The sequence below is a fragment of the Laribacter hongkongensis DSM 14985 genome, from assembly GCF_000423285.1.
In the GTDB taxonomy this organism is placed as follows: domain Bacteria; phylum Pseudomonadota; class Gammaproteobacteria; order Burkholderiales; family Aquaspirillaceae; genus Laribacter; species Laribacter hongkongensis.
The window spans coordinates 28,403-44,943 of record NZ_AUHR01000011.1 but is presented as its reverse complement, the minus strand read 5'-3'; the positions used below and the strand labels follow the sequence as shown (position 1 = coordinate 44,943).

Here is a 16,541-nt window from a genome sequence, read left to right as displayed (position 1 = left end):
GATGAAGTGTCACCTTTGTGGCAGTGAGGCGATCGAGACCGTTTCCGGAAAGGTTCGGGATCGCCCCGAAATTCCTATCCTCCGTTGTGTTTCGTGCGGACTGGTGTTCCTAGGCAGTTTCTCGCATGTGCATGAGTCTTTTTATGACACGGACTATACCGATGAAAACCATGCGGAACATGATTGGCAGGCTTTTCTGAACGACTGCCGTCAGGATGACGAGCGACGTTTCAGGCAGTTGCGCCCCGTGATCGCCAATCAGAACTTCCTTGATGTGGGTTGCGGCGCCGGCGGCGTCCTACTGATGGCGCGCGAACACTGCAGGCAGGCAACAGGTGTGGAGCCGCAGTCGCGCTGGCGTGGCGTGTTGACTGAAGCAGGCGTCAAAACGGTTGCCTCGCTGGGTGAGGTGCCGGACGCCAGCCAGGACGTCATCTCGCTCTTTCATGTGCTTGAGCACATTCCGGATCCTGTGCCCTTTCTTCGTGAATTACTGACCAAGAGCACACCGGGCGGCCGCATCCTGATCGAGGTGCCCAATGCCGATGATGCACTGCTAACCCTCTACAGGAACAAGGCGTTTTCGGAATTTACGTACTGGAGTCCCCATCTGTTCTTGTATAACCCCGGTACCATAGCGCGTCTGCTCGAAAAAGCAGGAATTAAGAGGGAACATTTCTCCATTAGCCAATTTCAACGCTATCCCTTGTCCAACCATCTGATGTGGTTGTCAGAAGGTCGCCCCGGTGGCCACGCTACGTGGTCTTTCCTAGACTCGCCCCTGTTGAATGAAGCCTATGCTGCCCAACTTGCTACCTTTGGGCGTTGCGATACTTTGATTGCCTGGATAGATACATGACCGATCGATTGAAGAAATTTGATCTCACTGGCAAGACAGCCCTGATCACCGGTGCCGCCGGCTTACTGGGCGTAGAGCATGCGGCAGCGCTGCTGGATAGCGGCGCGATGGTTGTGCTAACCGACATGAGCGCCACCGCGCTTGACGCCGCAGCGCAACATTTGAGTGAGCACCACGATCGCGCGAGAATCCTGATCGCAGTGATGGACGTGACCGACCCGGCAGCTATAAGCGTTGTCGCGGAAATGCTGTCCGGACGTGGTTTGCGTGTGGATATTCTGCTGAATAACGCAGCCATCGACCCCAAGGTCAAAGGCGACCAAGGAGTGGTTGAGACTTCGCGCCTTGAACACTTTCTCCTAGACCAATGGAATCTACAGGTGGCTGTCGGCCTGACTGGCGCGTTCCTGTGCAGCCAAGTCTTTGGCAGCGCGATGTCGCGGGACGGAAAGGGCGGCGTCATCCTGAACATCGCTTCCGATCTCTCGGTCTTTGCCCCCGACCAGCGGCTCTATCGCAAGAATGGCCTGCCCGATGAGCTGCAACCCGTGAAGCCGGTGACCTATTCGGTGATCAAGGCAGGGCTGATCGGATTGACCCGTTATCTGGCTACCTACTGGGCTGACAAGGGCGTGCGCTGCAATGCCCTATCGCCCGGTGGCGTCTATAACGGCCAAGGCGATGAATTTGTCCAGAGGCTAACCTCTCTGATTCCACTTGGGCGGATGGCCGATACGGATGACTACCGGGCTGCGGTACAATTTCTCTGCTCGGATGCCTCGGCCTATATGAATGGGCAGAACATCGTTATGGATGGAGGGCGTAGCGTCCTGTAACTGGTCGCTTTCAGTTCGAATTCATTAACCGTTGAAAATTTAATGACAATCATGCTGTTCGGTATCGGAACCGTGCTAATGCTTCATCGCGTGCAACCGGAACGTGAAAGCGATTTTTCCCCCAATGGGGATATGGCTGTCTCGCCAAGGTTTCTCGAGGGTTTCATTCGGGATGCCCAACAGCGGGGCTATACCTTCGTAAGTTTGGACTATTTGAGTGAACAATTAATGGTCGGCTCGGGGGAAAAGCTTCTGGCGTTGACGTTCGATGATGGCTACCGGGACAATTTCACTGTGGCCTATCCCCTGCTCAAGCGCCTCAATATCCCCTTTGCCATCTACGTCACCACGTCGTTTCCAGACGGTGAAGCGGTCCTTTGGTGGTATGCCGTGGAAGGGTTGCTGCAGGGTCATGACCATATCACATTGGCTGAAGGGCGTGTGTTGCCCTGCCGTACAACCCAAGAGAAGCTAGATGCCTTTGTTTTTCTGCGGCAGTCGATTATGGCACTGTCAAGTGACGGGCTGGAAGGGGAGGTTAATGCAATGCTCGGACTAGCGGATTTCGACTGGCGGCAAATGTGTGTAGCGGAAGCCTTGAGTTGGGATGATCTTTGCACGCTGGCACTGGATCCCCTTGTGACCATCGGTGCGCATACCGTGACCCATCCGGTTCTGGCTGAACTGTCTGCGGAACAGGCCTGTGCCGAAATGCGCAATAGCCGGGAGCGGATCGAAGCTCGCATCGGCGTGCCCGTCACGCACTTTTGCTACCCCTTCGGTAGCCGCGACGAGGTCGGAACCCGGGAGTTTGACCTGGCTCGTAAGCTGGGTTTCAAGACCGCCACCACGACCCGCTGGGGCAATATTTTCCGCGCACACCGGGCCCATTTGCATGGGCTGCCGCGAGTGCCGCTGACCAATGCATTCAGCTGGGACGGCTTTCGCCGGCAGTCCCTCCGGCGCTTCTGGCGCGGGCGCGTGGTCAGCGCATGAAAATCGCGATGCTCAACACCTTCGACGGCGGGGGCGGCGCTGCCCGTTCGGCCTATCGCCTGCACCAAGGGCTCGTGCGAAGCGGGGTCGCGTCGCGCTTCGTTACCCAGTACAACAAGCGTGCCGATCCTGCCATCGTTTGCGGAAGCAGTCGCATCGAGAAGCTGATCGCGCTGCTGCGGCCGCTGGCGGACATGCTGCCCATGAAGCTGTACCGGAAGCGGGGCCGCAGGCAGCCCTTCTCCACCGCCTATGTTCCCGTCGCGCAGCGGGTCAGGCAGGCCGTTGCGGAAGCGGATGTGCTCCATTTGCACTGGGTCGTCCACGGCTTCGTCAATATCCCATTTCTACGGCAGGCGCGCCGCCCCATCGTCTGGACCCTGCATGATTCTTGGGCCTTCACCGGGGGCTGCCATCTGCCGGCGGGGTGTCGACGCTACCGAGAGGCTTGCGGCCGCTGCCCGCAACTGGGTTCCCGGCGCGAGGCCGATCTGACGCGCCTGAACTGGCAGCGGAAATTGCGGGCGTGGAGGGATGTAGACATGGTCGTCGTCACGCCGAGCAACTGGCTGGCGGCATGCGCCCGCAGCAGCAGCCTGTTTGCCGGGCGTCGCGTGGAAGTGATTCCCAACGGCATCGATACCGATGTCTTCAAGCCGCTGGGTCGCGTGGCATGCTGCCGCATTCTGAACCTGCCCGAGGACAAGCACCTGATCCTGTTCGGAGCGATGGGCGCCACCAGCGACGAAAACAAGGGATTCGAACTACTGCGCCAGGCCATGGCTGCCCTGCCGCGACAGGTGGCCGGAAAGGAATGCATGCTGGTGGTGTTTGGCTCACAGCAGCTCGACCTGCCGGACCTGAATATCGAGGTGCGCTTCATGGGCACGCTGACAGACGATATCGCGCTATCGGTGCTGTATGCCGCAGCGGATGTCATGGTGGTTCCCTCCAGACAGGAAAACCTGCCCAACACCATCATGGAGGCCATGGCCTGCGGGACACCCGCTGTGGCATTCCGCACGGGCGGCATTCCCGACCTGATCGAACACCAGCACTCGGGCTACCTGGCCGAGCCCTTCGATACCGGGGATCTGGCCCAGGGGATTGCGTGGACACTGGAGCAGTCCGGCCTGGGGATCCATTGCCGCCAGAAGGTCGAAAGGGAGTTCGCCCTCGATGTGGTAAGCGCACGCTATGTGAAGCTTTATTCGGAATTGACAGGGAACGGACATGGTCGCCAGTAGCGCCGAATGGCGATTTGCGCCGGTGCAAGAAAGTACGTCGGAGACATTAAAGCGGCGAGAGCGCGTATCCAGCCCTCCCGCAAACAGGATGGGAATCTATGAGTGATCACTTGGTGAACGAAGAAAGAGTCCGTGAACGCAGTCCCGGCGAGAAATTCTACACGCGGGAAGTGGCGGCTCAATACGAATCGCTTCGGCAGAACGACCGATATTGGGCTTGGGAGAATGACGTCGTTGACCATTGCCTGCGCACGTTTCAGGTCGTCGATAAAATTGCCGATTGCCCTGTGGGTACGGGGCGATTTATGGATATCTACGCCAAGCACGGCCTGCAAGTGTTGGGCATAGACATTTCCCCAGATATGCTCAATGAGGCCGGTAAGAAGGTGGAGGCCAGCGGCTTGGCAGGGCGGGTTAAATTGATTCAGGCTGACGCTTCAAGCATGGCCTTGGATCACCCCGCTGCAGAAGCCTTGGTCTGCTTTCGGCTGTTGCATCTGATTTCCGACAATAATCTGGACGACCTGATAAAAGGATTGGCTGCGATGCCCTCGCGATATATTTTCCTGCAGCAATTTTCAGTGAAGGATTACAACCCTAGGCGAGTAGCGGGGAGAGTGCTGCATGCCATTGGTTCAGGCGAAATCGGTTTTGTCAGAAAGTTGAAGTATGTCTACCGCACGCTGCGAGCCCTGGTCGCGGCCTTGTTTGGCCCGAGGGAAGCTCCCTCCGTTAATCAGCACAAAGAAAACACGTTTTGTGATGTGACGTACGCGCATCCTTTGCCCCGCATCCTTGACGCCTTCGCGCGACATGATTTCCTCATGAAAAAAAGCTTTGACTTCAGGGACAATGCGCACCTGATGGGCGAGTCCGGCTGCTATCTTTCTATGGTTATTGTCATGCAAAAGGCCCCGCCGGTTGGTCGCTAAGGTACCTTTGATAGAATTGCTGGGTCGGGTCTATCCCGATCGCCGGGACCGATACGGCTACACGGTCCTGTCGCGGTCACGGGCAATTCGTGCGATCAAAAGAAGCGACGATGAAGCCGTGCGCCGCCTCATCGATACGGATGTGCTGGATACGCTTGTCACAGCACAGGCCATCCTTCCGCCAAGAATCGTTCGCGGCAGACAAGACGAATATGTCTTTCTTGTTCAAAAAAGAATCCGGCCGGTCCTGGTCCCGTCCGAATGGTCGCCCACGATGTTCGCCGATGCCGCACAGCTGGTATTGCGTGCAGAAAAGGCACTGTGCCTACATGGCATGACCGTTGACGATCCTCACCCATGGAATGTCCTTTTTGATGAAGGAAAACCTTATATTGTCGATATGGGGGCATTCAACGTAGTCGGCACAAGATTGCATTGGTCAGCCAAACTGGACGCCGACATTTGGCCCGCGGCAAGCGTCTTCAACGCGTTCTTTCTTAATGTCGTTACCCTGGCGGCGGCAGGCAGAGGGCATCATGTTCGGCGGGTACTGACTGACTGGAATCCAATCCCCGGATCCGATACAGCACTGTTGCTGCTGAAAAGCCCGGCAATGCTATTCCCATTCCTTGCGAACCGGCTTCATACTGTCATCTTTCGTTGGGCATGGCGGCTATTAACGCCCGTGGCTTCTGCGGCCCGGAAAAAGAAACTCAGGTTAGCCTATTTGACTGCGCTGAACCGGTATATCGAGCGGATGCGGGCCAGCATTGTTCGGCGGATGACCTCTGTCGATACCCACACGAATATCAGTGCCGGCACGGCCGATGCCATACGGACACTCATTGATCAGCACCCGTCGCAGCGCCTTCTGGTGTACGGGGCCAACCGGAAAACAGTTGACTACATCCATCATGCTGCAGGGACAGCCAGGCTTCTGGTTGTGTCGCCTGACGATGCACTCATAGACGGTCTTTACCGGTCTGCACCCGACCGCATGGCGGTCGCGGTAATGGACTTGCGCTCTCCAACGCCCGGCGCGGGTCCGGGCAATCGATGGATATCGCCCGCAATCGAGCGTTACAGATCCGAAGTCGGCGTATTTTTCTTCGACCTGGAAGAATTGGTCATTGAGAAATGCCTGACAGTTACTGAGCTGATCCAGGCCGCTCGCAACATGAGCGATGTGGCCGCATTAATTGTATTTGGCAAGCTGCCGCGCGATATCGATATTTCAGGCCGCGATTACGGCCAAACAGCGGATCAGGTATTGCTAGCCTGCCTGGAGCAGAACCTTGAGGCATTTGAAATCATTCATAACGACAGCAGCGAAATGGCAGTCGCCTTCGGCCACAACAACCCGAACTACCCTTCCCGTGAAATCTAAGAACAAGGTACTGTCACAAGGTCGAAGTTCATTTCTACCTACAGTTGACTATCAGAATACCGTATTCATAATAGACACTATCAGCACGGCTTATGCCGTTGCGATCATGGCGAAAGGCCGTGCAATTCACTGCATTTATGAATGCAAGGAAATCACTTGGCGCAAGGCTGACTATGTAGCGCTTTTCGACTTCATTCTCTCTGGTGTCACGTTTTTATCGAAAGAGGTGATATCTGTTCCGCACCCATATCTAAACCCCAGCAAGACATTGTTTGGACGGATTGTGCGACAGATTATGTTTGCTAGGTCAGTAAGGAAGCTGCACTCCCTAGATCCGAGCCGTACTTATATATCGTCAATGGTTTCATCGCTGCTAATTGCCAATAAACACCATGTGAAGTCGATCCTGATCGATGAAGGAATGGGTTCGGTAGTGGCGAGGAACCGCATTGCATTTCGTGGAAATCGATTTTCTGAACGGCTGAAAATCGCCATTGGCGATCGGGTATTGAGTTTTCAGTTTCCGAACAGCACACCGCAGATCACTTTGACAAATGACGTGCATCCATCGGTTGTGAAAAACCTAGACTACCGGGATTTTGAATCGAATGCCTTCTCATCGTCTTTAGGCCGGCTCAGCGCGCTGATGAAAAGCAGCAAACGCAATGTGCTTGTACTCTTGAAAGGGCCATCCTCGGGCGTTGCGGGGCATCCCGATGAAGCAGACCAGTACGGAGATGCCTATATCGAGTTTAATCTACGCGCAATTCTGGCCTACCTAGATCAGTTGCCGAGAGATATTTCCTCTGCGCTCTTTCTGAAATCCCACCCAAGCCTCGGCAGCAGTAGCGGAAAACTCACCGAGTTGATTGACACACTAGAAGGCAAAGGGATCGTTGCTTATGACGCCCTCAACTATATCGATTTTGCTGAAGCTTCATCCCTTCCCGCGGAGGGCCTGTTGCGCTATTTGCATTTCGAATATATTTTGGCGCTGGATGCATCCAGTTTGCTCTGGAATGTTGCCTACAGAGGGGGCGTCAAATGTTTTATGCCGTTAAAGCATATCGTTGAGTTTTCAGAAGTTGAGGGCGGTATTCATACAGAACTGTATAGGTTCCAGGACCAAATCAACCAGCTGATGGGTGGCCATGTGCATTTTTTTGATGTTGGAAGCACTCTTGTATGATGGCAAGCAAAGGACAGGAAAGAAGCGCAATGGCAGTCAAAATACCCCGTATATGCTTCGTCATAGATTGCCCGTTAAATGCCCTGATGGCGTCCTTTCTTGCCGGGCAGAGTGAAAGTGTTTACCTCATTTATGCCTTGGATCCTGCATGCAAGGATATAGATGAGTATCTCCGGGTGTCGAAGGCCTTGCTCGACGGTCTGAACATCGCATCCGAAAACGTCATTGAGATCGATTCTGCCCGCTTCTGGGGTGGTGAGAAAAATGATCTGCTGCCGGCCGTCCGCCAAGCCTTGGCGCCCCTGATCAAACAGCATCCCCGGGGAACCGTGTATTTCGGGAACTGCTTGACCAATCCGGTCGCCCTAGCCTTAAAACGTTTTGCCAAAGTCAATCACATTTACCATTCTCCGAGCGATTTCGTGAGCATGCTGTTTCCTCAAACAAACCCTTTGAAGTCAGGCTTCAAAAATCTGGCGAAGCGGATTCTTGGGCGGGAGCTCTACAAAATCGAGATCGGAGACTTCCCCGTCTATTCCTTACTGAACTTCGCTTCCCAGAAGGATTTCCAGTATCTGGATTTCAATGATTTCTCCTCGAAGGCTGTTGAGAGCATGCTCGCTGAATTGAGCCGGGAGCTGGATGGCACGAACAGGAACGTCATGTTGTTATTGGCTGGCGATGAACCCGAGCCAGGGGACAACAACCACTCGAATATTACCAAGTATCTGCAGCCGCATCTGGCGGCAGTGGAAATGCTGATGCAAGAGCACGGGTTGCAGGAGGTCACGCTCTGGATTAAGGAACACAAATCCTATCTTCCCTTGGTGGCCGAGGAACGTATCCTGCTGGCTGACGGGTTTTCCAGATTGGGGTGTTCGGTGCGGTTTGTCGCCGATTATCTGCCGAAGGCGTATCGCCTGCTTCCGGGAGAGTGTCTCCTTAAATATTGTCGCTATGACCACATTATTGCGGAGCCGTCTTCATTCTTGCTGAACGTTGCGGGTAGCATCAACGCAGTGCTTGCAATCAGCCCATTTGCGCCTTACCGCAACGCAGACCAGATTAGGCGGAATAATGAGTTCCTGAAGATCAACGAGCTGCTGGCCAAGCCGTGCCGCGTTTACTAACTTACGGATCCGACAAGATGAAAGCAGTGATTCTGGCAGGCGGCCTTGGTACTCGAATCGCAGAAGAATCGAGCACCAAGCCCAAGCCCATGGTCGAGGTGGGCGGAAAGCCAATCCTCTGGCATATCCTTAAAACGTATTCAGCCCATGGTGTGAATGATTTTGTCGTATGCTGTGGCTATAAGGGCTACGTGATTAAGGAATACTTTGCCAATTATTTTCTGCACATGTCGGATGTTACTTTCGACCTTGAAAAAAACCAGGTGCAGGTGCACAACAACAACTCCGAGCCATGGCGAGTGACACTGGTTGATACGGGTGAATCGACGATGACAGGTGGTCGCTTGAAGCGTGTCAGGGCTTATCTCGACAATGATGATGCGTTTTGTTTCACCTATGGCGATGGTGTGGGTGACATTGATATCAGCGCACTAATCGCACATCACCGTCATGAAGGACTGCTTGCGACATTGACTGCAACGCAACCGCCGGGACGGTTCGGTACCGTTGAGCTAGAAGGTCACCGCGTACGCCGGTTTCAGGAGAAGCCGCATGGCGACGGTGCGTGGATCAATGCCGGGTTTTTCGTGCTTTCGCCCAAAGTTATCGACTACATCGACAACGATCAAACGATATGGGAGCAGAGCCCGCTGGAGCGATTGGCGCGGGAAGAACAGCTTAACGTATGGCGCCATGAAGGTTTTTGGCAGCCAATGGATACCCTGCGGGACAAAAATCACCTAGAAGAACTTTGGACGAGCGGTAAAGCTCCTTGGAGGGTCTGGTCATGACACCAGATTTCTGGCGTGGCAGGGACGTATTCATTACGGGGCACACCGGCTTCAAGGGTAGCTGGTTGTCGCTGTGGCTGCAAAGCCTTGGCGCCGGGCTGACCGGCTATGCCTTGAAGCCGCCGACGAGCCCAAGCCTTTTCGAGCGAGCTGGAGTCGCCGAAGGGATGGCATCGATCCAAGGAGACGTCCGCGACTTGGATGCTCTAACCCGTTCCATGCAGGCAGCTAGGCCGGAAATCGTTATCCACATGGCCGCCCAGCCCTTGGTACGGTATTCCTACCAAAATCCGGTAGAGACCTATGCAACCAATGTGATGGGCACGGTTCATTTGCTTGAGGCGGCACGCGTCACACCCACCGTGAAGGCCGTGGTCATTATCACGACTGACAAGTGCTATGAAAACCACGAGTGGGTCTGGGGATATCGCGAGAACGACACCATGGGGGGATATGATCCCTACAGCAACAGCAAGGCTTGCGCGGAGTTGGTGAGCTCGGCCTATCAGTCTTCGTTTTTCAATGCCCGTGACTATGCCCGGCATGGTGTCGCGCTAGCCTCTGCCCGTGCCGGGAATGTCATCGGTGGAGGAGACTGGGCTAAGGATCGTTTGATTCCCGATATCGTGGCTGCCTTCGAGCAGGGCAAATCCGTATGCATCCGCAATCCCCGCGCTGTGAGGCCTTGGCAGCATGTGCTGGAGCCCCTGCGGGGCTATCTGATGCTGGCTGAAAAGCTCGTTCGCGAGGGCCCTGTCTACGCTGGAGGCTGGAACTTCGGACCGAATGGCGAAGATACCAGACCGGTGCGCTGGATCGTCGAACAAATGGCCACACGCTGGGGGGAGGATAACCAATGGCATGTGGAAGAGGGCGAGCAGCAGCATGAAGCGGCCCATCTCAAACTTGATATTTCCAAAGCGCGGGACATGCTGGGTTGGTACCCCCAGCTTAGGTTGAACGATGCATTAAACTTGGTGGTCGACTGGTCTCGGCAGCGGCAAGCGGGAACGAATGTCCGCACGCTGACCGAGCAACAGATCACCGCCTATCAAAAACTGACCCAAATTTCATAATGCAGAACGAACAGACAAGCGCCATCCGCGCCCAGATCGCCCAACTGGTTGAGCAGTACGCTGAGATCGCCTTGGCCCAGCAACAGTTCAAGCCGGGAACCAGCACCGTGCCCCCATCGGGCAAGGCGATTGGCGCAGAAGAGTTGAAACTGATGGTTGAGGCGTCCCTTGATGGCTGGCTGACGACCGGGCGCTTCAATGATGAATTCGAGCAAAAGTTGGCCAAGTTTATCGGGGTGAAGCACCTCCTCACCGTCAATTCGGGGTCATCTGCCAATCTGGTGGCCTTCAGCACCCTGACCAGCTCCAAACTGGGCAACCGTGCCATCAAGCCGGGCGATGAGGTCATCGGCGTGGCAGCCGGCTTCCCCACGACGGTGAATCCCATCCTGCAGTTTGGGGCGGTTCCCGTATTTGTCGACGTAGAACTCGGCACCTACAACATCGACCCGGAAAAGATCGAAGCGGCCATCAGCCCCAGGACCAAGGCCATCATGTTGGCCCATACCCTGGGCAACCCCTACAACCTCTACGCGGTTACGGCCCTCTGCAAAAAGTATAATCTCTGGCTGATCGAGGATTGCTGCGATGCGCTGGGATCCACCTACGACGGCTGCATGGTGGGCACATTCGGCGACATCGGTACCTTGAGCTTTTATCCTGCGCATCACATCACGATGGGCGAGGGCGGGGCAGTGTTCACCAATAACAGCGAACTGCGGCAGATCGCTGAAAGTTTCCGCGACTGGGGCAGGGACTGCTATTGCCCGCCCGGCAAGGACAACACCTGCGGGCGTCGGTTCTGCTGGAAGCTGGGGGACCTGCCGGAAGGGTACGACCACAAGTACACCTACTCCCACCTTGGCTACAACCTGAAAATCACGGATATGCAAGCCGCGTGCGGCTTGGCGCAGCTAGCCAAGGCCGATGGTTTCATTCGGCGCCGCAAGGACAATTTCGCTTTCCTGAAAAACCGCCTCGCATCGTGCGAAGAGTTCGTGATCCTGCCCGAGGCGACAGCTAGGTCCGAGCCCTCCTGGTTCGGTTTCCCCATTACCCTGCGCGACAATGCACCGACCACGCGGGGCGACTTGCTCGACTACTTGAATCAGTTCCATGTGGGCACCCGCTTGTTGTTCGCCGGCAACCTGATGCGACAACCCTACATGCAGGGGCGTAATTTCCGAATCAGCGGCGAGCTAACCAACACCGACGTCGTCATGAACAAGACATTCTGGATTGGAGTGCAGCCCAGCCTGAGCGAGGAGATGCTCGATTATTCCGCGAGCCGGATCGAAGCCTTCCTCGGCGTTGCTTTTTAAGGTGGAGCGGTGAATTCTGGCACTTTCCGTTTTGACCCGCGGCAATTGCGCCGCACCGTGCTCCAGATGGCATTTTCCGGAGCCACCGTGCATATTGGCTGCGCTTTTTCCATCATCGAAATCATGGCGGTGCTTTACCGCGGGCGTCTTCGCTATCCGGGTAACGATCCCGAGGCCGCGGGTCGCGATTATCTCGTGCTGAGCAAGGGCCATGGCGTTATGGCTCAGTACGCATGCATGCGCGAGCTGGGGTGGCTGAATGATGAGGCGATACAGGGATATTTCTCTGATGGCAGTTCGCTCAAGGGGTTGTCCGATTCCCGGATTCCAGGCTTGGAGGTGACGTCGGGCTCCCTCGGGCATGGCTTTTCGGTCGGAGTCGGCCTAGCCCTGGCTGCCAAACGCCGCAACAGCGGCCAGAAAACTTTCGTCGTCGTCGGGGATGGGGAAGTCAATGAGGGAGCTGTCTGGGAAGGCGCGCTTTTCGCTGCCCATCATGCCCTGAAGGATTTCATGGTGATCGTGGACGAGAATGGCTTCCAGGCCATGGGCAGAACCAGCGAGGTGCTGGCACTCGACCCCTTGGCGCGAAAATTCGAGGCCTTCGGCTTCGAGACGGTCACGGTTGACGGCCATGACGAGCATGCCCTCGATAAGGCCATCACGGCCTTGGAATGCAGCGGGAGCTCAGCGCCCAAGGCAATCATCGCGCGAACGGTCAAGGGAAAGGGCGTGCCGTTCATGGAGAACGACAACAGGTGGCATTACACGCGGCTGACGGCTGAGACCTATCAGCAGGCCCTGGCATGTCTGGCGGAAGAGACGCGATGAGAGCTGCCTTTTCGAAGACGCTGGCCGATATCGCACGGGCCGACTCGCGCGTTTTGCTGCTGACCGGTGACCATGGGTATGCGCTATTCGACGAGTTCCGCAAGGCTTGCCCGAATCAGTACATCAATGCCGGCATCGCCGAACAGAACATGATTGGCGTCGCTGCTGGGCTGGCCCGTGCCGGCTTCAGGCCCTATGTCTATGGCTTGAGTGCCTTCGTGCCGATCCGGGTATTGGAGCAGATCAAGATCGACCTTGCTCACGACAGCCTGCCCGTCGTCCTGATCGGCGACGGCGCCGGCTTTGTCTACAGCCATCTGGGAACCAGCCACCAATCGACCGAGGACATCGCCGCCACCCGTGCACTGGCCAATCTTTATGTGTATTCCCCGGCCGATCGCCACGAGCTGACCCTCTGTCTCGAGTTGAGCGCCCAAGCCACAACCACCACCTACCTGCGGATCGGCAAGGCGGATCGGGGCGATGTTCACGCCGGCCCGGTTACGGCCAATATTGGCGACGTGTTGCAGGTTCGCCAAGGCGGGCCGGAACTGGTCTTTCTCGCCACGGGTTCCATGGTGCGCACAGCCATCGACATCGCCGAGCGCGCTTATCCCGAAGCGGCGGTTTGGAGCGCACCCTTTATCAAGCCGATTGACGAGGCCCGGGTCGTCGAAATCGCCCGCCAGGCCCGGATGATCGTATGCCTTGAGGAGCACTCGATCCATGCGGGCTTCGGCTCCCTCGTCACCGAACTGGTCGCCGAGCATGCACCCACCCGGGTGTTGCGGATTGGCGTCCGGGACCGCTACTCGAAGGCCTGCGGAACCTATGACTACCTGTTGCAGGAGCATGGGCTGGACGCGAGAGCCGTCACCGAGAGCATCGGGCAGTTCATGAAGCCTTCCCGATGAGGCGCATCGCCATCCTGGGGGCTTCGAGCCGAATTGCAGGGGACCTCATCCTCTGGCACGGCCGGCAGGCCGGCATCGAACTCCACCTATTTGTCCGCCGCCCCCAGGAGATGCTTGCTTGGCTTGAGCAGCGAGGCATCGCCGGCCAGGTCCGGGTGAGGTCCTATCAGGATTTTGGCGCGGACGACGCATACTTCGCGGCGATCAATTTCGTCGGCGTCGGCGATCCTGCCAAGGCCTTGTCCATGGGCCCGGACATCCTGGAGTTGACGCATCGGTTCGACAGCCTCGCGCTGGATTACCTGCAGCGCCATCCTTGCTGCCGCTACGTGTTCATGAGCAGCGGCGCCGCCTATGGCAGCCGTTTCGAGACGCCCGCGGAAGAGGAAAGTTCCGCCATCTTTCCTCTCAACGCCTTGGAAAAAAAGGACTGGTACGGCATGGCCAAGGCCTATGCGGAATGCAGGCACCGCGCCCATTCTGGGCTGCCGATCATGGACATCCGAATTTTCAATTACATCAGCGAGACCCAGGACCTGTCCGCGCGCTTTCTGGTCACGGATGCCATCCGGGCGATCCGGGACCGGACGGTGCTCATGACGTCCGCTGACAGGACCGTGCGCGACTATCTCCATGCCCGGGATTTCTGCGCCCTGATCGATGCGGTCCTGGCCGCGCCGCCGGTTAACGATGTCATCGACTGCTACAGCAAGGCGCCGATCGAGAAAGCGGAATTGCTGCAGGCCTTGCAGGAGGCATTCGGCCTGCGTTATGAAGTATCGCCCACCCGGACGGAAATCAACGCCACCGGTCTCAAGCCCTGCTATTACTCGCTAAACCGCCGCGCCAGCCGCTTGGGCTACCGGCCGGAACTCACCTCGCTGGAGGGGGTCCTTGAGGCCGTGCGCGGGATGCTGGCCTGAGATCGCTCGGCCCCGACCAGACCTGAAGAAGCTACCATGAATCGTCCCAGCGGTAACATCTATATCGATCCCTCCTATCCTGTCTTCAATCAGGACAGGCTTTTTGACCTTAGCGATCCGCTGCTCAATCGCGACGACCAGTTGCTGCCGTTCCATCGGCTACGGGAAGACCTGCGCGGCAGGGGCAAGTCCATCCATACAGCGGATCAGCTGTCGACCGTAGACGCAGGGGCAGAAGGAGCCAGCGCGTATATATCGCTTGGTATTCCTGACAACTTCCGTCAGATTGCTTCGGAGGGCCGGGCCAAGCTCAAAGCCTTCGTGATCATGGAGCCTCCCGTCGTCGCGCCGCATCTCTACCGGATGCTGCCTGAACTGACAGACGCCTTCGAGCGGGTCTATGTACACAATGTCGATGGCGATGGCTATGACATGGCTGGCGTGCAGCGTGACAAACTCAGGCGGCTGTACTGGCCACTACCCTATGACAAGGTGCTGGAGTCCTGCTGGAGCCAGCGTGACCGGGCCCACAGGATCGTGGTCATTAACGGTAGTCACAAGCCGCAGTCGTTTCGCGCGGAGCAATACAGCACGCGAATAGAGGCGATGGCGGCACTTGCGTCAGCTGGCGTCGTGGACTTGTATGGCCGGGGGTGGGAGCGCTGGTGGTCGCGGGAGGCTCTGTGGCTGCCCTATTGGCGCAACCGTCGCATCTTGATGTCGATCTACAAGGGGGCTTGCGCCTCCAAATTTGAAATGCTGCAGCGCTACAAGTTCTGCCTCTGCTTCGAAAACATGGCGATGAACGGCTATATCACGGAAAAGCTGTTCGATTGCCTGTACGCAGGAACCATTCCGCTCTATCTTGGCGCGCCGGATATCGAGCGCTACGTGCCAGAGGATGTCTATATCGATTGCAGGAAATACAGGTCGTGGCATGACATGTGGGCGCAGGTGCGCGAGCTTCCGCAGTCCCGCATCAATGCGATGCGGGAGGCTGGTCGCCAGTTCCTGGAGAGTGAAAGTGCGAGGCCCTTTGTCGATTCGCTGGAGAACTTGGTTCGGGAATGCGATGTCTGAGAACATTGCTCCGCTGGTCTCGATCTGCATTCCGACCTACAACTCGGAAGCAACGCTGGCGCAGACGCTGGCCTCTATCGTCGGGCAAAGCTACCTTCGGCTTGAAATTCTGGTGGTCGACAATGCCTCCACCGACAACACTGTCGAGGTGGCCTGTCGCTTTGATGATCCCCGTATCACGATTCACCAGAACGCCACGAACATCGGTGCGGAAGGGAACTTCAACCGCTGCATCGCACTCGCCAGTGGCTTTTACACCGCGATATACCACGCTGATGATCTGTATACAGCGCAGATGGTCGCGCAGCAGGTGGAATTCTTGGAGCGCCATCCCGAGGCTGGTGGTGTGCTTACCGAGGCCATGGTGGTTGACGGGCGGGGCCGCGAGTGTGGCGCCATCAGCTTCCCGGCCGAGCTGAGAACGCACGGCGCGCGGACTGTTACCTTCCCTGAACTGTTCAGTGCGCTGCTGCGCCACTCGAATTTCCTTATCTGCCCCAGTGCCATGGTCCGGACCTCGGTCTACAAGAATGACATCCAAGGCTGGCGTGGAGAGCTGTTTGGATCGTCGGCTGACTTGGATATTTGGTTGCGGATCGCCCGTCGGTCTGGACTGGGATTGCTGCCCGGCAAGCTCATGAAGTATCGGGTGAGCGATGCCCAATACTCTGCCAAGGTGCGTCTCCAGACTGCACGGGCCGACTTCTTCCGTGTGATGGACCATTATCTTGAGCAATACCATGTCCGCGTGCATGTGAGCCCTACCGATCTCGACAACTACCAGAAGTTGGTCCGCCGCGACACGGTGATGCGTGCCGCCAATCTGTTCCTGATGGATGACTTTTCCCGTTCGGCATTGCTCATGAAGGGCTTCCTCAATTACGCCACGCTGTCTGGGGCTTGGCAGAGCAAAAGAAGCTTTGGCGTTCTCGTGCTGGGGTTGTATTTGACCTGCGTGAATATCCCGGGACTGCGCCGATGGGGACAGTTCCCCCTCAGGCAGATGAAGCGGATCCTGCGGAAATAGG

The 16,541-nt window shown here is 56.8% G+C and carries 16 protein-coding genes; all 16 read left to right on the top strand.

The genetic code is table 11. The features are described from left to right. Window position 1 precedes the first annotated feature (1 nt). The 16 genes from G542_RS0110490 (at window position 2) to G542_RS17550 (ending at window position 16,540) form a co-directional block, all read left to right on the top strand. On the top strand, window positions 2-859 hold the full coding sequence (locus G542_RS0110490; protein ID WP_034985594.1) for a class I SAM-dependent methyltransferase: 858 nt from the start codon (window positions 2-4) through the stop codon (window positions 857-859). Then, a complete protein-coding gene (locus tag G542_RS0110485) occupies window positions 856-1,695 on the top strand; it encodes an SDR family oxidoreductase (RefSeq protein ID WP_027824076.1) in 840 nt (279 codons plus the stop codon). Before G542_RS0110490 ends, G542_RS0110485 begins: the two co-directional genes overlap by 4 nt. A gap of 42 nt (window positions 1,696-1,737) precedes the next feature. Beyond that, window positions 1,738-2,691, top strand: a complete 954-nt coding sequence (locus tag G542_RS16635) for a polysaccharide deacetylase family protein (protein WP_051190016.1) — start codon at window positions 1,738-1,740, stop codon at window positions 2,689-2,691. Further along, entirely contained in the window at window positions 2,688-3,938 is a 1,251-nt protein-coding gene (locus G542_RS0110475; RefSeq protein ID WP_027824075.1) for a glycosyltransferase family 4 protein, read from the top strand. The genes G542_RS16635 and G542_RS0110475 overlap by 4 nt, the downstream gene beginning before the upstream one ends. Before the next feature lie 98 nt (window positions 3,939-4,036). Further along, a complete protein-coding gene (locus G542_RS0110470) occupies window positions 4,037-4,870 on the top strand; it encodes a class I SAM-dependent methyltransferase (RefSeq protein WP_027824074.1) in 834 nt (277 codons plus the stop codon). A gap of 118 nt (window positions 4,871-4,988) precedes the next feature. Beyond that, window positions 4,989-6,257, top strand: a complete 1,269-nt coding sequence (locus G542_RS0110465) for a hypothetical protein (protein ID WP_155826657.1) — start codon at window positions 4,989-4,991, stop codon at window positions 6,255-6,257. Next, window positions 6,247-7,446 (top strand): hypothetical protein, encoded by a 1,200-nt coding sequence (locus G542_RS0110460; protein ID WP_155826655.1) that lies wholly within the window; start codon window positions 6,247-6,249, stop codon window positions 7,444-7,446. The genes G542_RS0110465 and G542_RS0110460 overlap by 11 nt, the downstream gene beginning before the upstream one ends. Continuing rightward, window positions 7,443-8,576, top strand: coding sequence for a hypothetical protein (locus G542_RS0110455; RefSeq protein WP_027824071.1), 1,134 nt, complete (start codon window positions 7,443-7,445; stop codon window positions 8,574-8,576). The genes G542_RS0110460 and G542_RS0110455 overlap by 4 nt, the downstream gene beginning before the upstream one ends. 17 nt (window positions 8,577-8,593) lie before the next feature. Then, window positions 8,594-9,367: a glucose-1-phosphate cytidylyltransferase gene (gene rfbF, locus G542_RS0110450; RefSeq protein ID WP_027824070.1), complete on the top strand. Its 774-nt coding sequence runs from the start codon at window positions 8,594-8,596 to the stop codon at window positions 9,365-9,367. Further along, window positions 9,364-10,443: a CDP-glucose 4,6-dehydratase gene (gene rfbG, locus G542_RS0110445; RefSeq protein ID WP_027824069.1), complete on the top strand. Its 1,080-nt coding sequence runs from the start codon at window positions 9,364-9,366 to the stop codon at window positions 10,441-10,443. Before rfbF ends, rfbG begins: the two co-directional genes overlap by 4 nt. Further along, window positions 10,443-11,765 (top strand): lipopolysaccharide biosynthesis protein RfbH, encoded by a 1,323-nt coding sequence (gene rfbH / locus G542_RS0110440; RefSeq protein ID WP_027824068.1) that lies wholly within the window; start codon window positions 10,443-10,445, stop codon window positions 11,763-11,765. Before rfbG ends, rfbH begins: the two co-directional genes overlap by 1 nt. A gap of 9 nt (window positions 11,766-11,774) precedes the next feature. Further along, window positions 11,775-12,596 carry a transketolase gene (locus G542_RS0110435; protein ID WP_027824067.1) on the top strand — a complete coding sequence of 274 codons (822 nt, stop codon included), beginning with the start codon at window positions 11,775-11,777 and terminating at the stop codon, window positions 12,594-12,596. Continuing rightward, entirely contained in the window at window positions 12,593-13,510 is a 918-nt protein-coding gene (locus tag G542_RS0110430; RefSeq protein ID WP_027824066.1) for a transketolase family protein, read from the top strand. Before G542_RS0110435 ends, G542_RS0110430 begins: the two co-directional genes overlap by 4 nt. Further along, window positions 13,507-14,433 (top strand): NAD-dependent epimerase/dehydratase family protein, encoded by a 927-nt coding sequence (locus G542_RS0110425; protein ID WP_027824065.1) that lies wholly within the window; start codon window positions 13,507-13,509, stop codon window positions 14,431-14,433. The genes G542_RS0110430 and G542_RS0110425 overlap by 4 nt, the downstream gene beginning before the upstream one ends. Before the next feature lie 36 nt (window positions 14,434-14,469). After that, complete coding sequence (locus G542_RS17555; RefSeq protein WP_027824064.1) at window positions 14,470-15,513, top strand: glycosyltransferase family 10 domain-containing protein; 1,044 nt, start codon at window positions 14,470-14,472, stop codon at window positions 15,511-15,513. Further along, window positions 15,506-16,540 (top strand): glycosyltransferase family 2 protein, encoded by a 1,035-nt coding sequence (locus G542_RS17550; RefSeq protein WP_027824063.1) that lies wholly within the window; start codon window positions 15,506-15,508, stop codon window positions 16,538-16,540. Before G542_RS17555 ends, G542_RS17550 begins: the two co-directional genes overlap by 8 nt. The last annotated feature ends 1 nt before the right edge of the window (window position 16,541 follow it).

Excerpts from the sequence above, each read along its gene's own strand:
- rfbG (WP_027824069.1), top strand. The coding sequence starts at position 9,364 with ATGACACCAGATTTCTGGCGTGGCAGGGACGTATTCATTACGGGGCAC.
- rfbF (WP_027824070.1), top strand. The coding sequence starts at position 8,594 with ATGAAAGCAGTGATTCTGGCAGGCGGCCTTGGTACTCGAATCGCAGAA.
- G542_RS0110425 (WP_027824065.1), top strand. The coding sequence starts at position 13,507 with ATGAGGCGCATCGCCATCCTGGGGGCTTCGAGCCGAATTGCAGGGGAC.
- G542_RS0110490 (WP_034985594.1), top strand. The coding sequence starts at position 2 with ATGAAGTGTCACCTTTGTGGCAGTGAGGCGATCGAGACCGTTTCCGGA.
- G542_RS0110455 (WP_027824071.1), top strand. The coding sequence starts at position 7,443 with ATGATGGCAAGCAAAGGACAGGAAAGAAGCGCAATGGCAGTCAAAATA.
- G542_RS17555 (WP_027824064.1), top strand. The coding sequence starts at position 14,470 with ATGAATCGTCCCAGCGGTAACATCTATATCGATCCCTCCTATCCTGTC.
- G542_RS0110485 (WP_027824076.1), top strand. The coding sequence starts at position 856 with ATGACCGATCGATTGAAGAAATTTGATCTCACTGGCAAGACAGCCCTG.
- G542_RS17550 (WP_027824063.1), top strand. The coding sequence starts at position 15,506 with ATGTCTGAGAACATTGCTCCGCTGGTCTCGATCTGCATTCCGACCTAC.
- rfbH (WP_027824068.1), top strand. The coding sequence starts at position 10,443 with ATGCAGAACGAACAGACAAGCGCCATCCGCGCCCAGATCGCCCAACTG.
- G542_RS0110430 (WP_027824066.1), top strand. The coding sequence starts at position 12,593 with ATGAGAGCTGCCTTTTCGAAGACGCTGGCCGATATCGCACGGGCCGAC.
- G542_RS0110470 (WP_027824074.1), top strand. The coding sequence starts at position 4,037 with ATGAGTGATCACTTGGTGAACGAAGAAAGAGTCCGTGAACGCAGTCCC.
- G542_RS16635 (WP_051190016.1), top strand. The coding sequence starts at position 1,738 with ATGACAATCATGCTGTTCGGTATCGGAACCGTGCTAATGCTTCATCGC.
- G542_RS0110475 (WP_027824075.1), top strand. The coding sequence starts at position 2,688 with ATGAAAATCGCGATGCTCAACACCTTCGACGGCGGGGGCGGCGCTGCC.